This is a genomic window from Microbacterium neimengense, from assembly GCF_054782995.1.
Genome location: NZ_BAAGRK010000015.1, coordinates 966,588 through 990,090, shown reverse-complemented (window position 1 = coordinate 990,090; position 23,503 = coordinate 966,588). Strand labels below are relative to the sequence as shown.

Annotated in this window: 22 protein-coding genes and 1 tRNA gene; 15 read left to right on the top strand and 8 right to left on the bottom strand. The window is 69.9% G+C overall.

The window, feature by feature from the left end; translation table 11 throughout:
- The first annotated feature begins 25 nt into the window (after positions 1-25).
- From ACYVJS_RS15430 to ACYVJS_RS15420, 3 genes are all read left to right on the top strand, one after another.
- The gene (locus ACYVJS_RS15430) at positions 26-970 is read left to right on the top strand and encodes a hypothetical protein (RefSeq protein WP_460740733.1); all 945 of its coding nucleotides are present in this window, start codon (positions 26-28) and stop codon (positions 968-970) included.
- Positions 967-1,359 carry a GntR family transcriptional regulator gene (locus tag ACYVJS_RS15425; RefSeq protein WP_460740732.1) on the top strand — a complete coding sequence of 131 codons (393 nt, stop codon included), beginning with the start codon at positions 967-969 and terminating at the stop codon, positions 1,357-1,359. Before ACYVJS_RS15430 ends, ACYVJS_RS15425 begins: the two co-directional genes overlap by 4 nt.
- A gap of 121 nt (positions 1,360-1,480) precedes the next feature.
- The gene (locus ACYVJS_RS15420) at positions 1,481-2,350 is read left to right on the top strand and encodes an SDR family oxidoreductase (protein WP_460740731.1); all 870 of its coding nucleotides are present in this window, start codon (positions 1,481-1,483) and stop codon (positions 2,348-2,350) included.
- 11 nt (positions 2,351-2,361) lie between these two features.
- Here ACYVJS_RS15420 and ACYVJS_RS15415 read toward each other — a convergent pair whose 3' ends face one another.
- Both ACYVJS_RS15415 and ACYVJS_RS15410 read right to left on the bottom strand, forming a co-directional pair.
- Positions 2,362-2,886, bottom strand: coding sequence for a hypothetical protein (locus ACYVJS_RS15415; RefSeq protein WP_460740730.1), 525 nt, complete (start codon positions 2,884-2,886; stop codon positions 2,362-2,364).
- Positions 2,883-3,380 (bottom strand): MarR family winged helix-turn-helix transcriptional regulator, encoded by a 498-nt coding sequence (locus ACYVJS_RS15410; RefSeq protein WP_460740729.1) that lies wholly within the window; start codon positions 3,378-3,380, stop codon positions 2,883-2,885. Before ACYVJS_RS15410 ends, ACYVJS_RS15415 begins: the two co-directional genes overlap by 4 nt.
- A 265-nt stretch (positions 3,381-3,645) precedes the next feature.
- Here ACYVJS_RS15410 and ACYVJS_RS15405 point away from each other — a divergent pair.
- From ACYVJS_RS15405 to ACYVJS_RS15380, 6 genes are all read left to right on the top strand, one after another.
- Positions 3,646-3,717, top strand: a tRNA-Gln gene (locus ACYVJS_RS15405).
- Position 3,718: 1 nt separating this feature from the next.
- Entirely contained in the window at positions 3,719-5,179 is a 1,461-nt protein-coding gene (gene glmU / locus ACYVJS_RS15400; protein ID WP_460740728.1) for a bifunctional UDP-N-acetylglucosamine diphosphorylase/glucosamine-1-phosphate N-acetyltransferase GlmU, read from the top strand.
- Positions 5,163-6,197, top strand: coding sequence for a ribose-phosphate diphosphokinase (locus ACYVJS_RS15395; protein WP_460740727.1), 1,035 nt, complete (start codon positions 5,163-5,165; stop codon positions 6,195-6,197). The genes glmU and ACYVJS_RS15395 overlap by 17 nt, the downstream gene beginning before the upstream one ends.
- A 161-nt stretch (positions 6,198-6,358) precedes the next feature.
- Positions 6,359-6,853: a hypothetical protein gene (locus ACYVJS_RS15390; protein WP_460740726.1), complete on the top strand. Its 495-nt coding sequence runs from the start codon at positions 6,359-6,361 to the stop codon at positions 6,851-6,853.
- Positions 6,853-7,707, top strand: coding sequence for an FAD:protein FMN transferase (locus ACYVJS_RS15385; RefSeq protein WP_460740725.1), 855 nt, complete (start codon positions 6,853-6,855; stop codon positions 7,705-7,707). The genes ACYVJS_RS15390 and ACYVJS_RS15385 overlap by 1 nt, the downstream gene beginning before the upstream one ends.
- Complete coding sequence (locus ACYVJS_RS15380) at positions 7,704-9,272, top strand: FAD-dependent oxidoreductase (protein WP_460740724.1); 1,569 nt, start codon at positions 7,704-7,706, stop codon at positions 9,270-9,272. The genes ACYVJS_RS15385 and ACYVJS_RS15380 overlap by 4 nt, the downstream gene beginning before the upstream one ends.
- A gap of 78 nt (positions 9,273-9,350) precedes the next feature.
- Here the strand turns inward: ACYVJS_RS15380 and pgi are convergent, their stop codons facing one another.
- The 3 genes from pgi to ACYVJS_RS15365 all read right to left on the bottom strand — a co-directional run bounded on the left by pgi (position 9,351) and on the right by ACYVJS_RS15365 (position 13,249).
- Entirely contained in the window at positions 9,351-11,033 is a 1,683-nt protein-coding gene (pgi, locus tag ACYVJS_RS15375) for a glucose-6-phosphate isomerase (RefSeq protein WP_460740723.1), read from the bottom strand.
- Between the two features lie 9 nt (positions 11,034-11,042).
- The gene (locus ACYVJS_RS15370; RefSeq protein WP_460740835.1) at positions 11,043-12,446 is read right to left on the bottom strand and encodes a sensor histidine kinase; all 1,404 of its coding nucleotides are present in this window, start codon (positions 12,444-12,446) and stop codon (positions 11,043-11,045) included.
- A 68-nt stretch (positions 12,447-12,514) separates the two neighbouring features.
- Positions 12,515-13,249 carry a response regulator transcription factor gene (locus ACYVJS_RS15365; RefSeq protein WP_274285789.1) on the bottom strand — a complete coding sequence of 245 codons (735 nt, stop codon included), beginning with the start codon at positions 13,247-13,249 and terminating at the stop codon, positions 12,515-12,517.
- Positions 13,250-13,444: 195 nt separating this feature from the next.
- Here ACYVJS_RS15365 and ACYVJS_RS15360 point away from each other — a divergent pair, with 195 nt between their 5' ends.
- Both ACYVJS_RS15360 and ACYVJS_RS15355 read left to right on the top strand, forming a co-directional pair.
- Positions 13,445-14,902, top strand: a complete 1,458-nt coding sequence (locus ACYVJS_RS15360; protein WP_460740722.1) for an ABC transporter permease — start codon at positions 13,445-13,447, stop codon at positions 14,900-14,902.
- Positions 14,903-14,933: 31 nt separating this feature from the next.
- Positions 14,934-15,650: an ABC transporter ATP-binding protein gene (locus ACYVJS_RS15355; protein ID WP_460740721.1), complete on the top strand. Its 717-nt coding sequence runs from the start codon at positions 14,934-14,936 to the stop codon at positions 15,648-15,650.
- Between the two features lie 23 nt (positions 15,651-15,673).
- Here the strand turns inward: ACYVJS_RS15355 and ACYVJS_RS15350 are convergent, their stop codons facing one another.
- From ACYVJS_RS15350 to ACYVJS_RS15340, 3 genes are all read right to left on the bottom strand, one after another.
- Positions 15,674-16,105: a VanZ family protein gene (locus ACYVJS_RS15350; protein ID WP_460740720.1), complete on the bottom strand. Its 432-nt coding sequence runs from the start codon at positions 16,103-16,105 to the stop codon at positions 15,674-15,676.
- 7 nt (positions 16,106-16,112) lie between these two features.
- Complete coding sequence (gndA, locus tag ACYVJS_RS15345; protein WP_460740719.1) at positions 16,113-17,561, bottom strand: NADP-dependent phosphogluconate dehydrogenase; 1,449 nt, start codon at positions 17,559-17,561, stop codon at positions 16,113-16,115.
- A gap of 95 nt (positions 17,562-17,656) precedes the next feature.
- Positions 17,657-17,779 (bottom strand): hypothetical protein, encoded by a 123-nt coding sequence (locus ACYVJS_RS15340; protein WP_307324272.1) that lies wholly within the window; start codon positions 17,777-17,779, stop codon positions 17,657-17,659.
- 215 nt (positions 17,780-17,994) lie between these two features.
- Here ACYVJS_RS15340 and ACYVJS_RS15335 point away from each other — a divergent pair, with 215 nt between their 5' ends.
- The 4 genes from ACYVJS_RS15335 to ACYVJS_RS15320 all read left to right on the top strand — a co-directional run bounded on the left by ACYVJS_RS15335 (position 17,995) and on the right by ACYVJS_RS15320 (position 23,501).
- Positions 17,995-18,612 (top strand): 50S ribosomal protein L25/general stress protein Ctc, encoded by a 618-nt coding sequence (locus ACYVJS_RS15335; RefSeq protein ID WP_460740718.1) that lies wholly within the window; start codon positions 17,995-17,997, stop codon positions 18,610-18,612.
- Between the two features lie 129 nt (positions 18,613-18,741).
- Positions 18,742-19,326, top strand: coding sequence for an aminoacyl-tRNA hydrolase (pth, locus tag ACYVJS_RS15330; protein WP_460740717.1), 585 nt, complete (start codon positions 18,742-18,744; stop codon positions 19,324-19,326).
- Positions 19,327-19,539: 213 nt separating this feature from the next.
- Positions 19,540-23,124 carry a transcription-repair coupling factor gene (gene mfd / locus ACYVJS_RS15325; RefSeq protein WP_460740716.1) on the top strand — a complete coding sequence of 1,195 codons (3,585 nt, stop codon included), beginning with the start codon at positions 19,540-19,542 and terminating at the stop codon, positions 23,122-23,124.
- Positions 23,125-23,132: 8 nt separating this feature from the next.
- Positions 23,133-23,501 (top strand): SdpI family protein, encoded by a 369-nt coding sequence (locus ACYVJS_RS15320; RefSeq protein ID WP_460740715.1) that lies wholly within the window; start codon positions 23,133-23,135, stop codon positions 23,499-23,501.
- The last annotated feature ends 2 nt before the right edge of the window (positions 23,502-23,503 follow it).

Genomic DNA, 23,503 nt, shown 5'->3' with positions numbered 1-23,503 from the left:
TTGAGTGATACAGGTGGGAGGCGGGATGGTCGAGGCTGTTGTCATCGGATATGTCGCCTGCGTGACCGCGGTGATCGCGGTCGTGTGGCGGCGGGGGCGCAGTGGTGCGGAGGACACGAGGTCGTTGTCGCCTCTGGTGCGCCGGCTCCTGCGGTCGGCCCGCCGCCGAGCGCTCGCCGCCATCGTGGTCGCAGGAGGAGTCGTGGTCGGCTTGTCCGCGGCATCGTTCTCGGCTCCCCAGCTCGTCGGCCTGCCCATTCTGCTCGCCCCGGCCGTCGGAGCGATCTCCGGGCTCGTCCTGTACGCGGTGATACCGCCCCGCGCCGGGGACGCGGGGCCCGACAGTCCCCGCGAAGCCTCGCTCACGCCGAGGACTCCGCTTTCTCACACCGGTCGACGTGGTATCGGACTCTTGGTGTTCATCGTCGTCGCCCAGTCGCTCTTCGTCCTGTTCGCCGGCCTCACCAGCAGCGCCGACGAGAGGGGGCGAGAGAGAACGATCGCATTCGACACCGCGGAGTATGCGACGGCAGCCAGTCCATATCCGGGCTGGTTCTACGGGGTCCCTCTCCTTGTTGCGACGGCGATGCTCGTCCTGTCGACGTTCCTGGCCCTGCGGCGAGTCAGCTCCACCCCGGCCCTCGGCGAGCGTCGGCTCGCCGACGTGGACGCGTCGTGGCGCCGCGAGACCGCGCAGATCATCTTGCTCGTCGCCCTCTCGGCGGTCCTGCTTCCCCTCGGCGGCGTCGCGCTGCAGGCCGGGCTCTCGATCGGCCGTGCCTACGTCCTCGGGGTCGGAGTGGCATGGATCGTCGCCGCGACGATTCTCGCGGTCGTCGGCGTTCTCGTGTCGGCCTGCAGCGTCGTCGCGGTGATCATGGCTGCACGTCGGGCGATCCTGCTTCCGGTGTCCGTCGCGGCGGAAGCGGGGGATCGTCCCGCGTCCGCACGCGGGAAGGCCGCGCGATGATCGTGCTCGATCCGGGCAGCGCCGTGCTCCCGTCGGAACAGATCCGCGGGCAGCTCGCCGGCCTCATCCGGTCGGGGAGTGTCGCGGGTGGACACCGATTGCCGTCCGTGCGTCAACTGGCCGCTGATCTGCGTGTCGCGCCGGGGACGGTCGCGAAGGCGTACTCGGCCCTCGAAGCGGAGGGGCTGCTGGAGACCAGCAGAACACGCGGTACACGAGTGGCGCTCCACCGCGCGCACCCGGAGGAGGTGCGACGCGCGGCCCGACGCTACGTGGATGCCGTCGCGGAGCTCGATCTCGAGCAGGCGCTCGGGGCGGTCAGAGCCGCATGGCTGGCGCGCGCTTCGGGTTCGCTGGACGTGTCTGCCGAAGGGGCGGTATCCGAATAGTCGCGATCTCCGCCGCCGAGCGCGCACCCGCTGCGGTTGGTACGCTCGCAGCATGCAATGCCGGTGACCCGTCTTCTCCTTCCGCCAACGCGCCCTCGCGCGCCTCGGAAAGGCTTCACCCATGCACGCAGATCTTCCACTGAGCGGCCGCACAGCACTCGTCACCGGCGTCTCGCGCCGTCGGGGCATCGGCTACGCCGTCGCCCGCTCACTCGCCGCCCGCGGCGCGCATCTCGTCCTCCAGCACCACCGCCCGCACGACGCCGACCAGCCGTGGGGAGCCGACGATCTCGACGCGGTCCGCGCCGGCATCCGGTCGGAGCTCGCACCCGGAGCGACGCTGACCGACGTCGGCGCGGATCTCGCCGACGCGGAGGCGATCGGCCGGGTGATGGATGCGGCCGCCGCTGCGACCGGAGCGGTCGACATCCTCGTCTGCAATCACGCCAAGAGCGGCGACGACGGCAGCATCCTCGATATGACGTCCGGCCGTCTCGACGCGTTCTGGCAGGTGAACGCACGCTCGACGCTGCTGCTGACGGCGGAGTTCGCCCGCCGCAAGGCTCCGAGCCGGGACGAGCAGCGGCGTCCGGGGGAGCGCGTGAGCGGCGCGAAGCCGTACGCTGCGCCGCAGGGCCACGTCATCTGGATGACCTCCGGTCAGATCCACGGAGCCATGCGGGGAGAGATCGCCTACGCGACCAGCAAGGCCGCGCTCGCCGGCGTCACCGCATCGGTCGCCGCGGAGCTGCTGGAGCTCGGCATCGTGCTGAACACGGTGAACCCGGGCCCGGTGAACACCGGTTACCTGGACGCCGAGAGCGCGGACCGTCCGCTGGACGGCGTCGAGGAGTACCTCCGGACGACCCCGTTCGGACGCTTCGGCCGCCCCGAGGACGCGGCGGAACTGATCGCCTGGCTGACCAGTGCCGCGGGAAGCTGGGTGGTGGGTCAGGTGCTCACAGGCGACGGCGGCTTCTCGCTCGGCTGAGCGCCCGTGACTCAGTGGAGGAGGAACTCCATCATCACGACCAGTAGGCCGAGCAGTGCCGTGCCGACGGCGCCGAGCAGGCGCACCCAGAGCTTCGCTCCGGTGCGGGCGTAGGCGGAGAATCCGAGCACGGCGAGCATCGCGAGAGCCGCCCAGATCGCCGCATCCTGCACGTCGCCCGCATCCGTCGTGAAGAACGACGTGATGATCATGGCGATCGTCGACGGGGCGCACGCGTAGAGCATGCCGAGCGAGTGCACGAAGGCGAGCCGGGTCGCGGTGCCGAGACCGTGGCGTCCGTGGTCCGACAGCGTGTGGGCGAACACGTGCGCCAGATAGAAGACGATGAGGCTGCTGATCGCGATCGTGAGCATCTCGCTGACGGGGCCCTCTTCGTCGGCGATCAGCACCACCGTCGTGTAGACGATGAGGCCGTAGACGGCGACGGGGGTGCGGAAGCGGTTGTCGAACCAGCGCTGCAGCTTGCGGTGCCGAGCCGCATCCGAGTCGGGGGCTGCGATCGTGTCGTCGCTCATATGTCGAATCCCAGGGAGAGTTTGCGCAGCAGGGCGGCGAGGCGGTCCCGGTCGCCGCGGGAGAGTCGCTGCAGCAGCAGGGCCTCCGCATCGACCAGGCGGGTGATGGCGGCGTCGACGCGGGTGCGGCCCTCGTCGGTGAGGATGACGTGGACGCTGCGGCCGTCGGCGGGATCCGCCTCGCGGCGCACGAGCCGACGGCCCACGAGCCGGTCGATGCGATTGGTCATGGTGCCGCTGGAGACGAGCGTCTGCTGCAGCAGCTGCTTGGGGCTGAGCTGGTACGGCTCGCCGGAGCGCCGCAGTGCCGACAGCACGTCCCACTCCCACGGCTCCAGCTCGCTGCGGCGGAATGCCTCGCGTCGGGCGCGGTCGAGGTGGCGCGACAGGCGGTCGACGCGCGAGAGCACCTCGAGCGGCGAGAAGTCGAGGTCCGGGCGCTGGGTCATCCACGACCCGACGATGCGGTCGACCTCGTCGCTCTCTGTCGCCATGAGGCCATTATGGCGACCGGCGCCCTCGGGTGCGCACCCGCATCCGCCCGCCCCTTCCCACCCATCTCTCCTCCGCGAGACTGCATTTCCCGCACGAGATCACTGTCATTACCCGTGATCTCGTGCAGAAGATGCAGTTTCGCGGGGAGGCGGGCGGGATGCGGAAGCGGTGGGATGCGGACGCGATGAGATCGGGAGGGGCAGCGGATGCGGGCGGGGCGGGCGGCAGGTGGCAGACTGGGGGAGCGCGCCCGAGAGCGGGCGGTCCGCCGTGGTGTAATGGCAGCACGACAGCCTTTGGAGCTGTGAGGTCTAGGTTCGAGTCCTGGCGGCGGAGCATGTCGGAATCGCTTACCGCGCCCCTCGCCGTCATCGTCCTCGCCGCCGGTCAGGGAACGCGCATGCGCTCTCGCCTTCCCAAGGTGCTGCACCCTCTTGCCGGTCAACCGCTCGTCGGTCACGTGCTGCGCACCGCACGCGCCCTCGAACCCGCACGTGTCGCGGTCGTGGTGCGGCACGAGCGCACGCTCGTCGCCGAGGCGGTCTCCGCGCTCGCGCCCGACGCCGTCGTCGTCGATCAGGACGAGATCCCCGGCACCGGACGCGCCGTCGAGCTCGGACTCGCCGGCCTCGACACCTTCGATGGCGACGTGCTCGTGCTGAGCGGCGACGTGCCGCTGCTCGAGGCCGAGACGCTGCAGGCGCTCGTCGAGACCCACCGTGCGCGCGAAGCGGCCGTGACACTGCTCAGCGCGGTCCTGACCGACCCCACCGGTTACGGCCGGGTCCTGCGCGACGCGTCCGGCGATGTGGAACGCATCGTCGAGCAGAAGGACGCGACCGACCACGAGACCGAGGTCGCCGAGATCAACGCGGGCGTCTACGTCTTCCGTGCCTCGGCGCTTCGCCGTCACCTGTCGGAGGTCGGCCAGGCCAACGCGCAGGGCGAGAAGTACCTCACGGACGTCGTGGCGCTGGCCCGACGCGCCGGTGAGCGCATCGCCGTCGGACAGTCGCCGGATCCGGCCGCTGCCCTCGGCGTGAACGACCGGGTGCAGCTCGCAGAGGCCGCCCGCATCTTCAACGCCCGCACAGTGCGCCGCTGGCAGCTGGCGGGCGCCAGCATCCTCGATCCAGCGACGACCTGGATCGACGTCGACGCGACCCTCGCCGAAGACGTGACGGTGCTCCCGGGCTCGTACCTCCTGGGCGCGACGTCCGTCGCCGCGGGTGCGACGATCGGCCCCGACACGAGCCTCACCGACTGCGAGGTGGGGGAGGATGCGGTCGTGCGCCGCACGGATGCGACCCTGGCCGTCATCGGACCGCGGGCGAACGTCGGACCGTTCGCGTACCTGCGCCCTGGAACGACGCTCGCGGCCGACGGCAAGATCGGAACCTTCGTCGAGACGAAGAACTCGCAGATCGGCGAGGGCAGCAAGGTTCCGCACCTCTCCTACATCGGCGACACGACGATCGGCCGCGGCGTCAACCTCGGTGCCGGCGCCATCACCGCGAACTACGACGATGTCTCCAAGCACCGCACCGAGATCGGTGATGAGGTGCACAGCGGCTCGCACAATGTGTTCGTGGCGCCCGTTAAGATCGGAGACGGCGCGAAAACCGGTGCCGGAGCTGTCATCCGCAAGGATGTTCCGGCCGGTGCCCTGGCTCTCAGCGTCGCCCCTCAGCGCAACGTCGAGGGATGGGTCGAGAACAACAGACCGGGCACGGCCGCTGCTGATGCGGCGAAGCGCGCACGGACGGCACAGGAAGCTGGCGATGGCACGCAAAGATAAGACGGTCGATCTGGATCGCGAGCGCGGAATCGCTCCGGGACTGGTCGCCAAGACCAAGAAGCGTCTCGTCGTGGCAACCGGCCGCTCCCACCCGGAGCTCGCCGACCAGGTGGCTGCGCAGCTCGGCACCGAGCTCGTTCCCACGGAGTACCGCACGTTCGCATCCGGCGAGATCCTCACCCGTTTCGAGGTCTCGATCCGCGGCTGCGACTTCTTCTTGCTGCAGAGCTTCGGCCCGCCGGTGAACGAGTGGCTCATGGAGACGCTCATCATGCTGGATGCGGCCAAGCGCGCCTCTGCCAAGCGGATCACCGTCGTCGCCCCGTACTTCCCCTACTCCCGGCAGGACAAGAAGGGCCGCGGCCGCGAGCCGATCAGCGCCCGCCTGGTCGCCGACCTTCTCAAGACCGCGGGCGCCGACCGCGTCATGAGCGTCGACCTGCACGCCGCGCAGATCCAAGGCTTCTTCGACGGCCCCGTCGACCACCTGTTCGCGAAGCCGGTGCTGCTGGAGTACTTCCAACGCACCCTGAGCCCCGAAGACCGAGCCAAGCTCACGGTCGTCTCGCCGGACACCGGCCGGGTGCGGGTGGCCGACACGTGGTCCGACAGTCTCGGCGCCCCGCTGGCGATCATCCACAAGCGTCGCGACCCGAACGTCGCCAATCAGGTGACGGTCAACGAGATCGTCGGTTCGGTCGCGGGCCGCGTGTGCCTGCTGGTCGACGACATGATCGACACCGGTGGCACGATCGTCAAGGCGGCGCAGGCGCTCAAGGCCAGCGGTGCCGAGCGCGTCATCGTCGCGGCCACGCACGCCGTGTTCAGCGATCCCGCCGTCGAACGCCTGCAGGATGCGGCGATCGACGAGGTCGTGGTGACCGACACGATCCCGCTTCCCGAAGAGAAGCGCTTCCCCGCGCTGACGGTGCTGCCGATCGCACCGCTTCTGGGTCGCGCGATCCGCGAGGTCTTCGAGGACGGCTCGGTCACGAGCATGTTCGACGGCGCCGCCTGAGGGTTCTTATCCACATTCCCCGGGATTCATAGCGGTCGCAAAAGTCCGCTGCGCAGGATGGTCTATGCCGCCGCATGCAGCGGACGGCTACGACAGCGCGAGGGACGCGCGCGGCGAATGCCGGGCTCGTCTGTCGAGGCACCGCATCCAGGAGGACCGAAATGATCCGCACGAACGCCGTACCCCGCCCCGTCCGCACTGCCGCCGCCGTCATCGGCGTCGCCGGAGCCTTCGCTCTGGCCGGTTGCGCATCGCAGACCGACACCGCGTCAACCACCACGGAGACCGCGTCGACGCCGAGCTCGACCGGCTCGACGGCGACGACCGAGAGCTCGACCGGCAGCTCGACCGGGACCACGACCTACACGGACGGCACCTATACGGCGTCCGGTTCCTACCAGACGCCCGAGAGCGTCGAAGAGATCAGCGTCACCGTCACCCTGGCCGACGATGTCATCACCTCGGTCGAGGTGACCGGAGATCCGCAGGCGCGCGAGTCGCAGCAGTACCAGTCTCAGTTCATCGGGGGCATCTCCGACGTCGTCGTGGGCAAGGACATCGACGAGATCTCGGTCAGTCGCGTGGCCGGCTCGTCGCTCACGAGCGGCGGCTTCAACAAGGCCATCGAGGAGATCAAGACCGAAGCGAAGGCCTGATGCCCGAGCTGTGGGGGTTCGATGCGATCGGCACCCGTTGGGAGATCGAGACGGCCGAGCCCGTCGCCGACCCCACCCGCACCCTCATCCGCTCCGTCATCGCGGGCTTCGACCAGGAGTGGTCGAGGTTCCGCGCGGACTCCCTCGTGAGCCGCCTCGCCGTCGACGGCGGCGAGGCGGCCGCGCCGGCTGACGCGGGGGCCATGCTCGACGCGTACCGCGAGCTCGACGCTGCCACGGCCGGCGCGGTGAATCCGCTGGTGGGGGAGAGCCTCGCCCGTCGCGGATACGACGCCGCCTACTCGTTCGTCGACCGAGGGGCGGCTCCCGCGCCGCCGTGGCGGCAGGTGCTCGAGTGGGATGCGCAGACGCTGCGCCTCGCGCAGCCCGCGCTGTTGGATGTGGGTGCGCTCGGCAAGGGACGCCTGGTCGATCTGGTCGCCGCTGTCCTCGCCGATGCCGTCTCGGGCGGCTTCGTCGTCGACGCGAGCGGAGACATGGCCGTGCACGGAGGACCCGTCAGGGTCGGCCTCGAGCATCCCTTCGACCCGTCGCGCGCCATCGGCGTGTTCGAGGTCGAGGATGCAGCCCTGTGCGCGTCCGCGATCAACCGCCGCGCGTGGGGCGAGGGCCTCCATCACGTGCTCGATGCCCGTACCGGTGTCCCGGTGCGCACGATCGCCGCGACGTGGGCGCTGGCATCCGATGCGATGCATGCCGACGCGGCCGCGACCGCACTCTTCTTCGACGGCGGCCCGGAGCTGGCCGCCGAATGGGGGGTGTCGTGGGTGAGAATGACCACCGACGGCACCGTCGAATGGTCAGCAGACCAGAAAGCCGAGTTGTTCCTGTGATCGCCTCCTTCACCGCCGGCGCGAATCGGGTCACCGCCCTGTTCGGGCGCCTGTCGATGTACCGGCTCGTCCAGCTGGCGCTGGGCGTGCTCGCCGCCATCGCGTTCGTCCTCTCGTGGGCGGGACTCGTTGTCCCCACACCCTGGGAGATGCTCGCCACCGCCGTCGTGCTCGCCGTGGTCGGCGTTCTCGCCGACACGACGGCGCAGCGACTGCTCCACCTGCCGCTGCGCACCGAGTCCACGCTCATCACGTCGGTCATCCTGCTGTTCGTGCTGCGCCCGACGATCGAGCCGATCGGGCTCGTAGGCATCGCGATCGCCGCGCTGGCCGCATCCGTCTCCAAGTACTTGCTCGCTTGGCGCGGGCGCCACATCTTCAACCCGGCGGCCGTGGGGGCGACGGTCGTGACGATCGTGTCCGCGCTCCTGCCGCTGGATTCGGGCATCGGCGGCTCGGCCTGGTGGGTGGGGACCCCCGTGCTGTTCGGTCCGGTGCTGCTGCTCGGGCTCATCGTGCTCTGGCGCACCGAGAAGATCCGTGTCGTCGGGCTCTTCTTCGTCGTGGCCGTCGTCGTCAACCTCGTCCGGGTCTTCGTGCAGTACCAGCAGGCGGGACTCGCCATCGATGTGGGAACCGTCATCGGACAGGTGCTGACCGCATCCCCGTTCCTCTTCCTGGGGGCGTTCATGCTCTCGGAGCCGCTGACGCTGCCGCCGCGGCGCTGGCAGCAGTACGCGGTGGCGGCGGTCGTCGGTGTGCTGGCCGGCTGGCCGATCCCTGTCGGGTACATGACGCTGGGGCAGGAGCGGGCGCTGCTGATCGGCAACCTGATCGCGTTCCTGTTCTGCCTGCGCCAGGCCGTGCGTCTGACGCTCGTCGAGCGGCACTCGCCGAGCGCGACCGTGCGGGAACTCGTGTTCCGGGCCGAGCGCGGCCTCGCCTTCCGTGCCGGACAGTACCTCGAGCTCGATGTGCCGCACCGCCGCGCCGACGCGCGGGGGACCCGACGCGAGTTCAGCATCGTCTCGGCACCCGAGGACCTCCCGACCGTGCGTGTCGCGTACCGCGACGGAGTCGGGCCGCAGAGCTCGTACAAGAAGGCGCTCGGTGAGGTCCAGCCCGGCACGAAGCTCGCCGTCACGGGGATCTGGGGCGACTTCGTCCTGCCGAAGGACACTTCGCGGCCCGTTCTGCTGGTGGCCGCAGGCATCGGCGTGACGCCCTTCGTGTCGCAGCTGCGTCATCTCACGGCGAGAGGCATGCGCCGCGACATCGTGCTCGTTTTCGTGGCGTCGGATGCCGGTCAGCTCGTGTTCCGTGACGACATCGCCGCATCAGGGGTTCCGGTCGTCGTGTTCACACCCGACGATCCGGGAGCGCTGCCTGCGAACTGGACGTGGGCCGGTCCCGATCGGATCGATGCGGGGCACCTCGCCCGCGTCGTCCCCGATATCGGCCGCCGTCACGCGTACGTGTCGGGTCCGCCGCGGCTGATCGCCGACCTCGCTCCCGCGCTGGAGAAGGCCCGCGGCATCACGACCGACGCCTTCAGCGGCTACTGACCCTCCGGGCTGATCCACAACGCAGCGGCGCCGCACCCGGAGAGGGATGCGGCGCCGCGGCGCTGTGGCCCGGGGACGTCAGTGCGTGCGGTGGGCGCGGTAGTAGTCCAGCAGGGAGCGCGTCGACGCATCCTGCGCCGCAGTCGCGTCCGCGTCGCCCTCGATCGCGGGCGCGATCTGCAGGGCGAGCTGCTTGCCGAGCTCGACACCCCACTGGTCGAACGAGTTGATGCCCCAGATCGCCCCCTGGGTGAACGTGATGTGCTCGTACAGCGCGATGAGCTGGCCGAGCACCGCCGGGGTCAGGGCGGGCGCGAAGATCGACGTCGTCGGACGGTTCCCCGCGAACGTGCGGGCGGCGACCAGCGCACCGGTGGTGCCCTCGGCCTCCACCTCCGCGGCGGTCTTGCCGAACGCGAGCGCCTTCGTCTGCGCGAGGAAGTTCGCCAGGAACAGCCCGTGCACGTCGCGGTCGCCGTCGCGCAGCGGGTAGGCGGGGTTCACGAACGCGATGAAGTCGGCGGGGATCAGGCGCGTGCCTTGGTGGATCAGCTGGTAGAAGGCGTGCTGGCCGTTCGTGCCGGGCTCGCCCCAGAAGATCTCGCCGGTGTCGGTCGTGACGGCCGAGCCGTCCCAGCGCACGGACTTGCCGTTGGATTCCATCGTCAGCTGCTGCAGGTAGGCGGGGAACCGGCTCAACTGCTGCGCGTAGGGGAGGACGGCGTGCGACTGCGCACCGAGGAAGTTGTTGTACCAGACGTTCAACAGGCCCATGAGCACGGGCACGTTGCGCTCGAGCGGCGTGGTGCGCACGTGCTCGTCGACCGCGTGGAAACCGGCGAGCAGTTCGCGGAACACGTCGGGACCGAGGGCGATCGCCAGCGACAGACCGATCGCCGAGTCGACGGAGTAGCGGCCGCCCACCCAGTCCCAGAACCCGAACGCGTTGGCGGGGTCGATGCCGAAAGCGGCGACCTTGTCGAGCGCCGTCGAGACCGCGACGAAGTGGTGCGCGACCGCATCCGTCCGCGCCTCTTCGTTGTCGGCGATCGCGCCGGATGCGGTGAGCCCCGCCCACAGCCAGTCCCGCGCGAGGCGGGCGTTGGTCAGTGTCTCGAGCGTCGTGAACGTCTTGGACGCGACGATGAACAGAGTCGTCTCGGGGTCGAGGTCCGCCGTCTTCTGGGCGAGGTCGGTGGGATCGATGTTGGACACGAACCGCGCCTGGATGCCGGCATCCGCGTAGGGCTTGAGAGCCTCGTAGACCATGACGGGACCGAGATCGGACCCGCCGATGCCGATGTTGACGACGTGTGTGACCTTCTTGCCCGTGACTCCCTGCCACTCGCCCGATCGCACCCGGTCGGCGAACGCGGAGACGAGTTCGAGCACCGACTGCACGTCCTCGTCGACCTGCTGGCCGTCCACGACGAGCGCGGGCTCGGCACCCGCGGGACGGCGGAGAGCCGTGTGCAGCACGGCGCGGTCCTCGCTCGTGTTGATGTGCACGCCGGCCAGCATCTCGGCGAAGCGCTCCTCGACGCCGGTCTGGCGCGCGAGCTCCACGAGCCGAGCGAGGATCTCGTCGGTGACGAGGTTCTTCGACAGGTCGACGTGCAGGTCGGCCAGCGGCAGGCTCAGGCGTGCGGCGCGGTCGTCGTCCGCGGCGAACCAGCCCCGCAGATCGGGGGAGAATCCGTCACGAAGAGCGGCGAGCTCCGTCCAGGCGGAGGTGGTGGTGGCATCGATCGGAGTGGTCACCCCACCACGCTAGCGGCTCGGATCGGCCTCGGATGCGGTCGGTCCCGGATCAATGGGTTTGCCCGGCATACGCAGGGTGAACGTGGTGTCGCCGGGGACGGAATCGACCGTCAACTCGCCGCCGTGGGCGTCGGCGATGGCCCGGGCGATCGAGAGTCCGAGGCCCGTCCCGCCGGTCTTCCGGGCGCGGGAGCTGTCGCCGCGGGCGAAGCGCTCGAACAGTTCGTCGCGCACGTGCGGATCGATGCCGGGGCCGTCATCGTGTACACGCAGCACGGCATCCGACCCCTCGCGGGTGACACTGAGCGTCACGGTCGTGCCCGCGGGGGTGTGCGTGCGTGCGTTCGCCAGCAGATTCGCGACGACCTGGGTGAGTCGGCCCGTGTCGCCCGCGACGATGACCGGTTCCTCGTCGAGTTCGAGTTCCCAGTCGTGATCCTGGCCCGCCGCCTGGGCGTCGCCCAGGGACTCGACGGCCAGCCGCGACAGATCGACCGACCCGTACACGAGTTCGTGCCCCTCCTCGAGGCGGGCGAGCAGCAGGAGGTCTTCGACGAGTTCCGTCATCCGCAGCGACTGCGCCTGGATGCGCTCGAGCGACGATTCTGTGGTCTCGCTGAGGGTGCGATCGCGCAGCGAGAGCTCCGAGTATCCGCGGATGGAGGCGAGAGGGGTGCGCAGCTCGTGGCTCGCATCGGCGACGAAGCGCCGCATCCGCTCCTCGTTGCGCTGACGTGCTTCGAGCGAGGTCTCGACATGTTCGAGGAGGGTGTTCAGCGCGACGCCCACTCGTCCGATCTCGGTGGCGTCGTCGGCCTCGGATGCGGGAACGCGTTCGGTGATGCGCACGGCGCCCTCGGAGAGGGGCTGGGCGGCGACCCGCTCGGCGGTGCTCGCCACGGCGCGCAGCGGGCGCAGACTGCGGCGGATGATGATGGCCAGCACGACCCCCAGCAGCAGGAGGCCTCCGACGGTCACCAGGGCGACGGTGGTCACGATCTGCCCCAGCGTCTCGGTGACCTCGGAGGTGGGCAGCCCGACCAGGAGGAAGGCGCCGGACGTGTTGCCGCTCAGAATGGCGCGATAGTCGCCCAGGCCGTCGACCGAGACGTCGACGCGGCCGGTGTCGTGGTCGGGGCGTCCGGTGATGCTCTCGATCTGGGACGACGAGAGCTCGACGATGTTGTTGTCGTCGGCCACGTACGCGCCGGTGGTGGGACCGTACTGTCCGCGCAGCACGAGAAGCGTGCCGACCTCCTGCCGACCGTTCTTGAGGATCTCCGCGGCGCTGTCGGTCGGATTGCCGTACAGCTGCGATGCCTCGGTGACCTGCGTGTCCAGACTCTCCCGCATGATCGAGGTGAGGATCGTGCCGGTCGCCAATCCGACGGCGCCGAGGATGACGGCGACCATGCCGATGACGGCGACCATGAGGCGGGCCTGGAGCGTGAGTCTGCGCACCACCCTTCGGTGGACGCGTGTCACTGCGGGGCTTTGATCATGTAGCCCACACCGCGCACGGTGTGGATCAGCGGCTCCCGCCCGGCGTCGATCTTCTTACGCAGGTACGAGATGTACAGCTCGACGACGCTCGAGCGTCCGCCGAAGTCGTAGTTCCAGACGCGGTCGAGGATCTGCGCCTTCGACACCACGCGGCGCTGGTTGCGCATGAGGTAGCGCAGCAGCTCGAACTCGGTCGCGGTCAGCTCGATCTCCACGCCCTGACGCTCGACTTCGTGGCTGTCTTCGTTGAGGCTGAGATCGCCGACGCGCAGGATGGGCTCGGAATCGCCCGCCTGGGCGGTACCCGCGCGGCGCATGAGACCGCGGAGCCGGGCGACGACCTCTTCGAGGCTGAAGGGCTTCGTGACGTAGTCGTCTCCGCCGGCCGTGAGTCCCGCGACCCGGTCGGCGACGCCGTCCTTCGCGGTGAGGAACAGCACCGGCACGTCGTTGCCCGACTGGCGCAGACGCTGCAGCACGGCCATGCCGTCGAGGTCCGGCATCATGATGTCGAGCACCATCGCGTCAGGTTCGAAGTCGCGGGCGGCCTGCAGCGCCTGGAAGCCGCTGGCCGCGGCGCGCACGTCCCAGCCCTCCATGCGCAGAGCCATCGACAGCAGATCGGTGAGCATCTGCTCGTCGTCGACGACGAGGATGCGGGGAGCGGAGCCGTCGGCGCGCTGCAGAGCGGGAGAGGGTGCCATCGAAGTCATGCCTCGATTCTGAGGTCGTTTCTATGCCGTTCCTATGGAGCGGGTTATGAGCCCGCTGTGAGTCGCGCAGCCGGCCGGGTACCGGATGAGAGACATGGTCGCATAGTCGCCTCATCAACGCGCCATGTGTCTTGCATCGCGAGCGTCTTTAGCCTCTCCGCACGGCCCCACAACCCGATGGGCCAGGAGGAGAACATGTACGCGACATATCTGCGGCGGGAGCTGTCCGGCCGCAAGAAGCAGACCATCATCGTGGCAGCGGGACTCGCCATCGCCATCGCTCTCGTCATCGTGGTGACGGCGCTCTCGTCCGGTGTGCGTGATGCGCAGACCCGCGCCCTGGAGGCCGTCTACGGCGTGGGCACCGACCTGACCGTCGCCGGTGCCGAGACCGAGCCGGGCGAAGGCGGCGGGCCGCGCTTCGAGTTCGGGCAGGACGGCGGCTCGACCGATGACGACGGCACCACCTCGCTCAGCCAGTCGCGGCTGACGACCGACTTCATGCGCGGCACCCTGGCGGCATCCACGGTCGACACCATCGCGAACCTGGAGAACGTCTCGGCCGCATCCGCCGCACTCGCGCTCACCAACTCGACGTTCACGGGGGAGCTCCCCGAGCGGCCGTCCACCGACGACGGCACGAGCGCGGAGGGTCAGGCCGGCCCGCCGGGCGGGGGCGGCGGCTTCGGCGGCGGATCCTTCGATCTCGACTCGTTCTCCGTGCTCGGCGTCGGCGCCGACGCATCCGTCGGACCGCTCTCGGCGGTGACGCTCTCGGAGGGACGGATGCTGGACAGTGCGGATGCGGGCCAGAACGTCGCCGTGCTCGACGCCACCTATGCCGCGTCGAAGTCGCTGGCGGTGGGAGGCACGATCGACGTGGGCGGCAGCGAGATGCAGATCGTGGGCATCGTCGCCTCCGCGACGAATGACGCCGACACCGCTGCGAACGTCTACATCCCGCTCGATGTCGCTCAGACGCTCGCCGGAGTGGGCGACGTCGTCTCCACCGTGTACGTGCAGGCGAGCTCCGCCGACGCCATCGGGTCGGTGCAGACCGCGATCTCGGAGGCCTTCCCCGATGCGACCGTGAGCTCGCAGTCGGATCTGGCCTCGACCGTCTCCGGCTCGCTCGCGAGCGCCGCGGCGCTGATCACCAGCCTCGGCACCTGGCTGTCGGTGCTTCTGCTGATCGTCGCGGTGGCGCTGGCCGTGCTCTTCACGATCTCCGGCGTCTCCCGCCGCACTCGCGAGTTCGGAACGCTCAAGGCGATCGGCTGGTCCAACCGCCGGGTCGTCGGCCAGGTCGCCGGCGAGTCGGTCGTTCAGGGGCTCATCGGCGGTGCCGCGGGTGTGGTCCTGGGACTCGGCGCGGTCGGCATCATCAACCTGATCTCTCCCACGATCTCCGCGACCACGGAGCAGGCGACGGGCCCGGGCGGGATGACGGGACCGGGCGGAATGGGCGGGATGGGCGGAGCGCCGCAACTGGCGGCCGCCGCATCCGACGTGGTCCTGAATGCACCGGTCTCGATCGGCATCATCCTGCTGGCCGTCGCGCTGTCGATCGCCGCGGGGCTGGTGGCGGGGGCCTTTGGCGGCTGGCGCGCAGCCCGACTCAGCCCTGCCGAGGCTCTGCGGGCCGTGGCCTGAGCCGTACCGCAACGAAACGAGGAGAACAGACATGATCATCAACGACAGCGTCGGCGCCGGCGCGGCAGCGGCTTTCGCCTACCGCGTGCGGGGCGTGAGCAAGACCTACCGGCAGAAGGGCAGGGTCGTGACGGCGCTCACCGGCGTCGACATCGACATCGCCCCCGGGGAGTTCGTGACGATTCAGGGGCCGACGGGAGGCGGCAAGTCCACGTTCCTGCAGCTGCTCGGGGCACTGGATCAGCCCACGGCCGGTCAGGTGATGCTGGGCGAGACCGACATCGCTCGCGCGACCAACCGACAGCTCAGTGAGGTGCGCGCGCACGAGATCGGCTTCGTGTTCCAGGGGTTCAATCTCATCCCCACCCTGACCGCTGCGGAGAACGTCGACATGGGCCTGGAGCCTCTGGGCCTGCCTCCGGCCGAGCGGGCCGAGCGGGTTCGCGAGGCGCTCGAACGCGTCGGCCTTGACGAACGGGCCGACCATCGTCCCGGCGAGTTGTCGGGAGGCCAGCAGCAGCGGGTGGCGATTGCACGGGCCATCGCGAAGAAGCCCCGCGTGCTGCTCGCGGACGAGCCCACGGGCAACCTCGACGAGCACATGCGCGACGAGATCCTGGAGGTGCTGGAGGCGCTCAACCGCGAGGGATTGACCCTGATCGTGGTGACGCACGACTCCGCCGTGGCCCGGCGTGCATCGCGGCGTCTACGGCTCGAGAAGGGCACCGTGCGCGACATCACCCGGTGACCCCGGCGCGCCGCATCCGTCGTTCAACGGCGACGGATGCGGCGCATCGCCGCGATCGCCAGCGCGCCGAGCGCCGTGCCGATGGTGTTCGAGACGAGGTCTCGCACGTCCGCGACACGGCCGACCAGGGCCAGACCCTGCGTCGTCTCGATCCCGGCGCTGATGGCGAGGCCGACGGGGACGGCGAGCCACCACCGGCGTCCGAGCCACAGCGCGCCGAGCACACCGGCGGGCAGGAACATCGCGACGTTCGCGGTGAACTCCAGCAGATCGAACGTGATCCACCGGGTCCACGGCGTCTCCCTGAACGCCTCGGCCCACGCCCTCAGGATGCCGCCGCTGCCGGCCGCGTCGTCGGACACGAGCGTGAAGCGCGCCAGCACCACGAGGTACGCCGCCGTGGCGACCGCCAGGAGGAGCGTCCTCCGGCGGCCGCGCGCGGCGGCGCCCGTCATCGCGGGGTCAGTGCGTGTCGACGGCTTCGACCTCGGAGCGGTCGCCCGACCACAGCGTGTGGAAGGTGCCCTCCTTGTCGATGCGCTTGTAGGTGTGCGCTCCGAAGAAGTCGCGCTGGCCCTGGATGAGGGCGGCCGGCAGGCGGTCGGCGCGCAGGCCGTCGTAGTAGGCCAGCGACGACGAGAACGCCGGAGTGGGAACACCCGTCTCGACGGCGCCGATGACGACGCGGCGCCACGCATCCTGAGCCGTGGCGACGGCGTCGCGGAAGTAGGGCGCGAGCACGAGAGCCTGCAGCGACGGGTTCTCGGCGTACGCCTCGGTGATGCGGTTGAGGAACTGGGCGCGGATGATGCAGCCGCCGCGCCAGATCTTGGCGATGTCGCCCTTCTTGATGTCCCAGCCGTACTGCTCGGCGCCCGCGACGATGGCGTCGAAGCCCTGGGAGTAGGCGATGATCTTCGACGCGTACAGCGCCTGGCGGACGTCCTCGATGAACGCCTCGGGGTCGGCAACCGTTCCCGTCGAGGAGGGGCCGGGCAGCGACGTCGCTTCGGCGCGCTGCGCGGGCTTCGAGGAGAGCGAGCGGGCGAAGACGGCCTCGGCGATGCCGGAGACGGGGATGCCGAGATCCAGGGCGGTCTGCACGGTCCAGGCGCCCGTTCCCTTGGCGCCGGCCTGGTCGACGATGACGTCGACGAGCGGCTTGCCGGTGGCGGCATCGACCTGCTTGAGCACCTCGGCGGTGATCTCGATCAGGTACGACTCCAGCTCGCCGCGGTTCCACTCGGCGAAGATCTCCGAGATCTCGGCGGGCGACTTTCCGGTGCCGCGGCGGATGAGGTCGTACGCCTCGCCGATGAGCTGCATGTCGACGTACTCGATGCCGTTGTGGATCATCTTGACGAAGTGACCCGCGCCGTCGTGACCGACGTGCGTGACGCAGGGCTCGCCCTCGGCGACCGCCGCGATGCTCTTGAGGATCGGTCCGAGCGTGATCCAGGACTCGTCCGAGCCGCCCGGCATGATCGAGGGGCCGTTCAGCGCCCCCTCTTCGCCACCCGAGATGCCGGCGCCGACGAAGTTGATGCCCGTCTCGCGCACCGCCTTCTCGCGGCGGATCGTGTCGGTGAAGAGGGCGTTGCCGCCGTCGACGATGATGTCGCCCGGCTCGAACACCTGCACGAGGTCGTTGATGACCGCATCCGTGGGGCCGCCGGCCTTGACCATGATGATCGCGGTGCGCGGCTTCTGCAGCGACGCGGCGAATTCGGCGTACGTCGAGGCGGGGACGAAGCCCGCTTCGGGGTGCTCCGTGACGAGGTGCTCGGTCTTGTCATAGCTGCGGTTGAACACGGCCACCGTGTTGCCCTCGCGCGAGGCGAGGTTGCGGGCCAGGTTGGACCCCATGACGGCGAGTCCGACGACTCCGATGTTGGCTGATGCCTCGGTCACGAAAAATACTCCTCGAACGAAGGGTGGGAACACGCCAATCGTAGTGTTCCCACGCGCCGCGAGGATTCCGTGCGACGCCTTTGGTCGCCGCGGAGTCAGGACTTGCGGTAGTTCTGGCGGCCCATCGACCAGAAGGCGCCGACGACACCGATGAGAGATCCGAGCGAGAGCAGACCGATGAAACCGAGCAGGAGGTCGGAGGCGAGCTGAGCGTCCACGGGGGAGTCCTTTCGATCGGGGCTCGCGCCGGCGGGCGCATCTTTTCCATGCTACCGGGCGGCACTGGTAGACTCGACGCGAACTTCGGCGAGGGATGCGGCATCCGCATCCGTAATCGACGAGGGTGTGCAGGCCTACGGCTTCCTCACGCGCTCGCGTTCGAGTCGAACCCATCCCCAAACCCGGGGCCCGTGGGCCCGCAAGGAGAATCATCATGTCGGAAGACAACAAGGTCACCGCTGAGGTGCGCACGCAGTTCGGCAAGGGCTTCGCCCGTCGCCTCCGCGCTGCAGGTCAGATCCCCGCCGTTCTGTACGGCCACGGCACCGACCCCGTGCACCTCGCCCTGCCGGGTCACCAGGTCGCCCTGCTCATCCGCCGCGCCAACGCGCTGCTCGAGCTCACGGCCGACGGCAAGGACCACCTGGCCCTCGTCAAGGACGTGCAGAAGGACCCGGTGCGCCAGATCATCGAGCACATCGACCTGCTCGTCGTGAAGAAGGGTGAGAAGGTCTCCGTCGACGTCCCCGTCGTCGTCGTGGGCGAGCCCTTCGCCGGCACCATCGCGAACCTGGACGCGACGACCGTGTCGCTCGAGGTTCTGGCCACCAACATCCCGCAGCACGTGGAGGTCGACGTCGAGGGCCTCGAGGACGGCACGCACATCACGGCCGCTGACCTCACGCTCCCCACGGGCGCGACGCTGGTGACGGAGCCGGAGACGCTCGTCGTCGCCGTCTCGGTGCCCGCTTCGACCCTCGCCGCCGAGGACGAGATCGCCGAGGCCGACGCCGAGGTCGCTGCGGAGCAGTCCGAGGAGTCCGCGGAGTAATTCCGCCCCGCTCGCACAGGAGAAATCCCGACGACAGGATCGATTCACGAGAATCCTCCTGCGTTCGGGATTTCTCCTGTTTTACGTCCGTCTCAACGCCGCATTCGCGTCGCCTCCGGAAGGGATGACATGGCCGACACCTGGCTGATCGTGGGACTCGGGAACCCGGGACCGCGCTACGAGGCGACGCGCCACAACGTGGGCCAGATGGTGATCGACGAGCTCGCCGACCGCCGCAACGAGGGCTTCAAGGTGCACAAGGCGGGGGCCCGCATCGCGGAGGGATGGCTGCGTCCCGGCGGACCGAAGCTCGTGCTCGCGAAGCCCAACACGTTCATGAACGTGTCCGGCGGACCGGTCGCGAACCTCGCGAAGTTCTTCGACATCCCCGCTGACCGCGTCGTGGTCGTACACGACGAACTCGACATCCCCTTCGACACCCTCAAGCTCAAGACCGGCGGCGGCCACGGCGGACACAACGGCGTCCGCGACGTCGCCAAGGCGCTCGGCACCCCGGAGTTCCCCCGGGTGCGCGTCGGCATCGGCCGTCCTCCCGGCCGCCAGGACCCGGCCGACTGGGTGCTCGACGCCTTCGGTCAGACCGAGCGCAAGACGCTCCCCATCCTCGTCTCGGATGCGGCGGATGCGGTCGAGCTGCTGGTCGACGAGGGCCTCGTCGCCGCCCAGCAGCGCTGGCACGCCCCGCGCGCCTGACCCCCCGCGCGGCGGGCCGCCCCGCATCCGGGGCCGCACCCCACATCCCCGCGAGACTGCATCTTTCGCGCGAGATCACGGGTAAACACAGTGATCTCGTGATCGAAATGCAGTCTCGCGACTCCGGATGCGGTCCCTCGAACGTGAGCGGCGGGCCCACGCCCCGGGCCCGCCGCCGAAGCGGGTGTCGGCGGGGCGCCGTAGACTCTTGTGGTGACAGTTCCCGGGATCGTCCGCGCCCTCGCGCGCTCAGAAACGTTCCGAGACGCAGCAGGGGCGGCCTCCGTCGACGGGGAGTTCTCCCTCGTCGACGGCCTCGACGCCCCGCTGCTCGCGGCCCTGCTCGAGCGGCGCCGCGAGGCCGGAAAGCCGGCTGTGCTGCTGGCCGTCGCCCCCACCGGCCGCCGCGCCGAGGCGCTGGGCCCCGCGCTCGAGGCGCTGCTTCCCGGTGCGGAGGTGCGCCACTTCCCGGCGTGGGAGACCCTGCCGCACGAGCGCCTCAGCCCGAGCGCCGAGACCGTCGGCCGCCGCCTCGCCGTGCTGCAGCGCATCGCCGAGTGGGAAGGCACCGCACCGCTGGTCGTCACCGCATCCGTGCGCGGCGCGATCCAGCCGATCGTTCCCGGACTCGGGGATGCGGGCACCATCCGCCTGAGCGTCGGCGGCCGCGGACATGACCTCGCAGCGATCGTCGTGCGTCTGGTCGAGTTCGCGTATCACCGCGTCGACATGGTCTCGCGCCGCGGCGAGTTCGCGGTGCGCGGCGGCATCCTCGACGTCTTCCCGCCCGCAGCCGACCACCCCTATCGTGTGGAGTTCTTCGGCGACGAGGTCGACCAGATCCGCGCGTTCTCGGTCGCCGACCAGCGTTCACTGCCCGGCGACATCGACCGGATCGACCTGCTGCCCAGCCGTGAGCTGCTGCTCACCGACGAGGTGCGCGACCGCGCACTCGGCCTCGCGGACTCTTTCCCGTCGCTCGCCGGCATGCTCACCAAGATGGCCGAGGGCATCCCGGTCGAGGGCATGGAATCGCTCATCCCCGCGCTCGTGGACGGCCTCGTGACGATCGTCGACTATCTGCCGCGCGCCAGCGCGGTCGCCATCGTCGACCCGGTGCGCGCCGCGACCCGCGCGACGATCCTCGCCGAGACCAACCAGGAGTTCCTGGATGCGGCGTGGAGCGCCGCCGTCGCCGGAGCCGACACCCCGGTCGATCTCGGCTCGGGCGACTTCCTCTCGCTGCCCGAGCTGCACGAGGCCGCCCGTGCGCGCTCGGACGTGTGGTGGGAGCTCTCCTCGTTCGACTCGGGTGCGGCGGATGCGGCCGCCGAGGGCCTCTCGGACGACGCGGGCGTCACGCGGATCGCCGCCGCATCCGTCCCGTCCTTCGCGGGCAGCGTCGAGGGCGCGATCGATCACGTCGCCCAGCTGCTCACCGACCAGTGGGCGGTCGTCGTCACGGCATCCGGAGCGGGGCTCGCCGACCGCGCCCGCGACGTGCTCGCCGAGCGGGGGATCGCTGCCCGCCGGGTGGATTCGCTCAGCGAACCGCCCGAGCCGGGGCTCGCCACGGTCGTCGTGAGCACGCTCGAGCGCGGCTTCCAGGTCGCGGATGCGCGGCTCGCGGTGCTGACCGAGTCGGAGTTCTACGGCCGCACGATCGGAAACGACACCCGCGCCGTCAAGAAGCTGGCCTCGCGTCGGCGCAACGTCGTCGACCCGCTGCAGCTGAAGCCCGGCGATTTCGTGGTGCACGCCACGCACGGCATCGGCAAGTTCGTCGAGCTCGTGCAGCGCGAGGTCTCCAGCGGCGGCCGCAACCCGGTCAAGAGCAAGCGCGAGTACCTCGTGCTCGAGTACGCCGCCTCCAAGCGCGGCCACCCCGGTGACAAGCTCTACGTGCCCACCGACCAGCTCGACCTGCTGTCCCGCTACGTGGGCGGGGAGGCGCCGACGCTGTCGAAGATGGGCGGAAGCGACTGGGCGGCCGCCAAGAGCAAGGCGCGCCGCGCCGTGCGCGACATCGCTGTCGAGCTCGTGAAGCTGTACTCGGCGCGGATGGCGGCGAAGGGCCACGCCTTCGGGCCGGACACGCCCTGGCAGCGCGAGCTGGAGGAGGCGTTCCCGTTCGCGGAGACCCCCGACCAGCTGCAGACGATCGACGAGATCAAGGCCGACATGGAGCGGCCGATCCCCATGGACCGCCTGTTGTCGGGGGATGTGGGCTTCGGCAAGACCGAGGTCGCCGTGCGTGCGGCGTTCAAGGCGATCCAGGACGGCAAGCAGGTCGCGATGCTCGTGCCGACCACCCTGCTCGTCAAGCAGCACCTCGAGACGTTCTCCGAGCGCTTCGCGGGCTTCCCCGTCAAGGTGCGCGCGCTCTCCCGGTTCCAGACCGACAAGGAGGCGAAGGATGTGGTCGCCGGCCTCGCCGACGGCACCGTCGACATGGTCATCGGCACGCACCGCATCCTCACCGAGAAGGTCGTCTTCAAGGACCTCGGGCTGATGATCATCGACGAGGAGCAGCGTTTCGGCGTCGAGCACAAGGACGCCCTGAAGAAGCTCAAGACGAACGTCGACATCCTCGCGATGAGCGCCACCCCCATCCCGCGCACGCTGGAGATGGCGGTCACCGGCATCCGCGAGATGTCGACGCTGGCCACCCCGCCCGAGGACCGGCATCCGATCCTGTCCTACGTCGGGCCCCGAAACGACAAGCAGATCGCGGCGGCGATCCGTCGTGAGCTGCTGCGCGAGGGCCAGGTGTTCTTCGTGCACAACCGGGTCTCGTCGATCCAGCGGGTCGCGGCGGATCTCGCCGAACTCGTGCCGGAGGCGCGCGTCGCGGTTGCTCACGGGCAGATGGGCGAGCATGCGCTCGAGCAGGTCGTCGACGACTTCTGGGAGCGCCGGGCCGACGTTCTCGTCTCGACCACGATCGTTGAGACGGGTCTCGACATCTCCAACGCGAACACGATCATCATCGACCGGGCCGACAAGTACGGCCTCAGCCAGCTGCACCAGCTGCGCGGCCGTGTCGGCCGTGGGCGCGAGCGCGCGTACGCGTACTTCCTGTACGACGAGAGCAAGCCGCTGAGCGAGACCGCCGCCGACCGACTCGAGACCATCTCGGTCAACAACGACCTCGGCTCGGGCATGCAGGTGGCGCTGAAAGACCTCGAGCTGCGCGGGGCGGGCAACCTCCTGGGCGCCGAGCAGGCCGGTCACATCGCGGGCGTCGGCTTCGACCTGTACCTGCGCATGATCGGGGAGGCCGTCGCCACCTTCCGCGGCGAGGAGACCGAGGGGCAGACCGAGCTCCGGCTCGAGCTGCCCGTGCAGGCCCGCATCCCCGAGGACTACATCGACAGCGAGCGCCTGCGTCTGGAGGCCTACCAGAAGCTGTCGGCGGCGGCATCCGCCACGGCGAAGGAGGACGCGATCGACCTCGTGATCGAGGAGCTCACCGACCGGTACGGGCAACCGCCGGCCGAGGTGGAGGGTCTCGTGGCCGTCGCCCGACTCCGCCGTCGTGCGGCGCGTTCGTCGCTCGCCGATGTCGTCGCGATGGGGCCGAACCTGCGTGTCGCGCCGGCGCATCTGCCCGATTCGCTGCGCGTGCGGATGCAGCGGCTGTACCCGAAGGCGAAGCTCGTCGCCTCGGGCGAGGCTCTCGTCGTGCCGCTGCCCACCGCCGGCGGCGAGCCGTTGGGCGACGCGGAGCTCATCGCCTGGACGAGCCAGCTGCTCGACGCGCTGTTCCCCGTTCCCGAGCCGGCTCCCGCGGCCTGAGGTACCCCATGGACAACGACCTGTTCGTCCGCATCCTGCTCGCCGTCGTGATGGTGTCGTCGGGCTGCCTCATGATCTGGATGGGGCGCGCGGCCGCATCCGGTCGTCTGAAGCGCAATGCCATCGCGGGTATCCGCACCTCCGTCACCATGGCGAGCGACGAGGCGTGGCTGGCTGCCCACATCCGCGCGAAGCAGGCGACGATCTGGGGCGGGCTCGCGGGAGTCATCGCTGGCCTGGGTGCGCTGCTGCCGGTGCCGTCCGCGGGGCTCGCGGCGATCGTGCTGGCCGGATGCGCCGCGATGCTCGGCTTCGTGCTCTACGGCGCGGCCGTGGGCAGCCGCGCGGCGTCAGCCGCCGAGACGCCCGACGCCTGAGC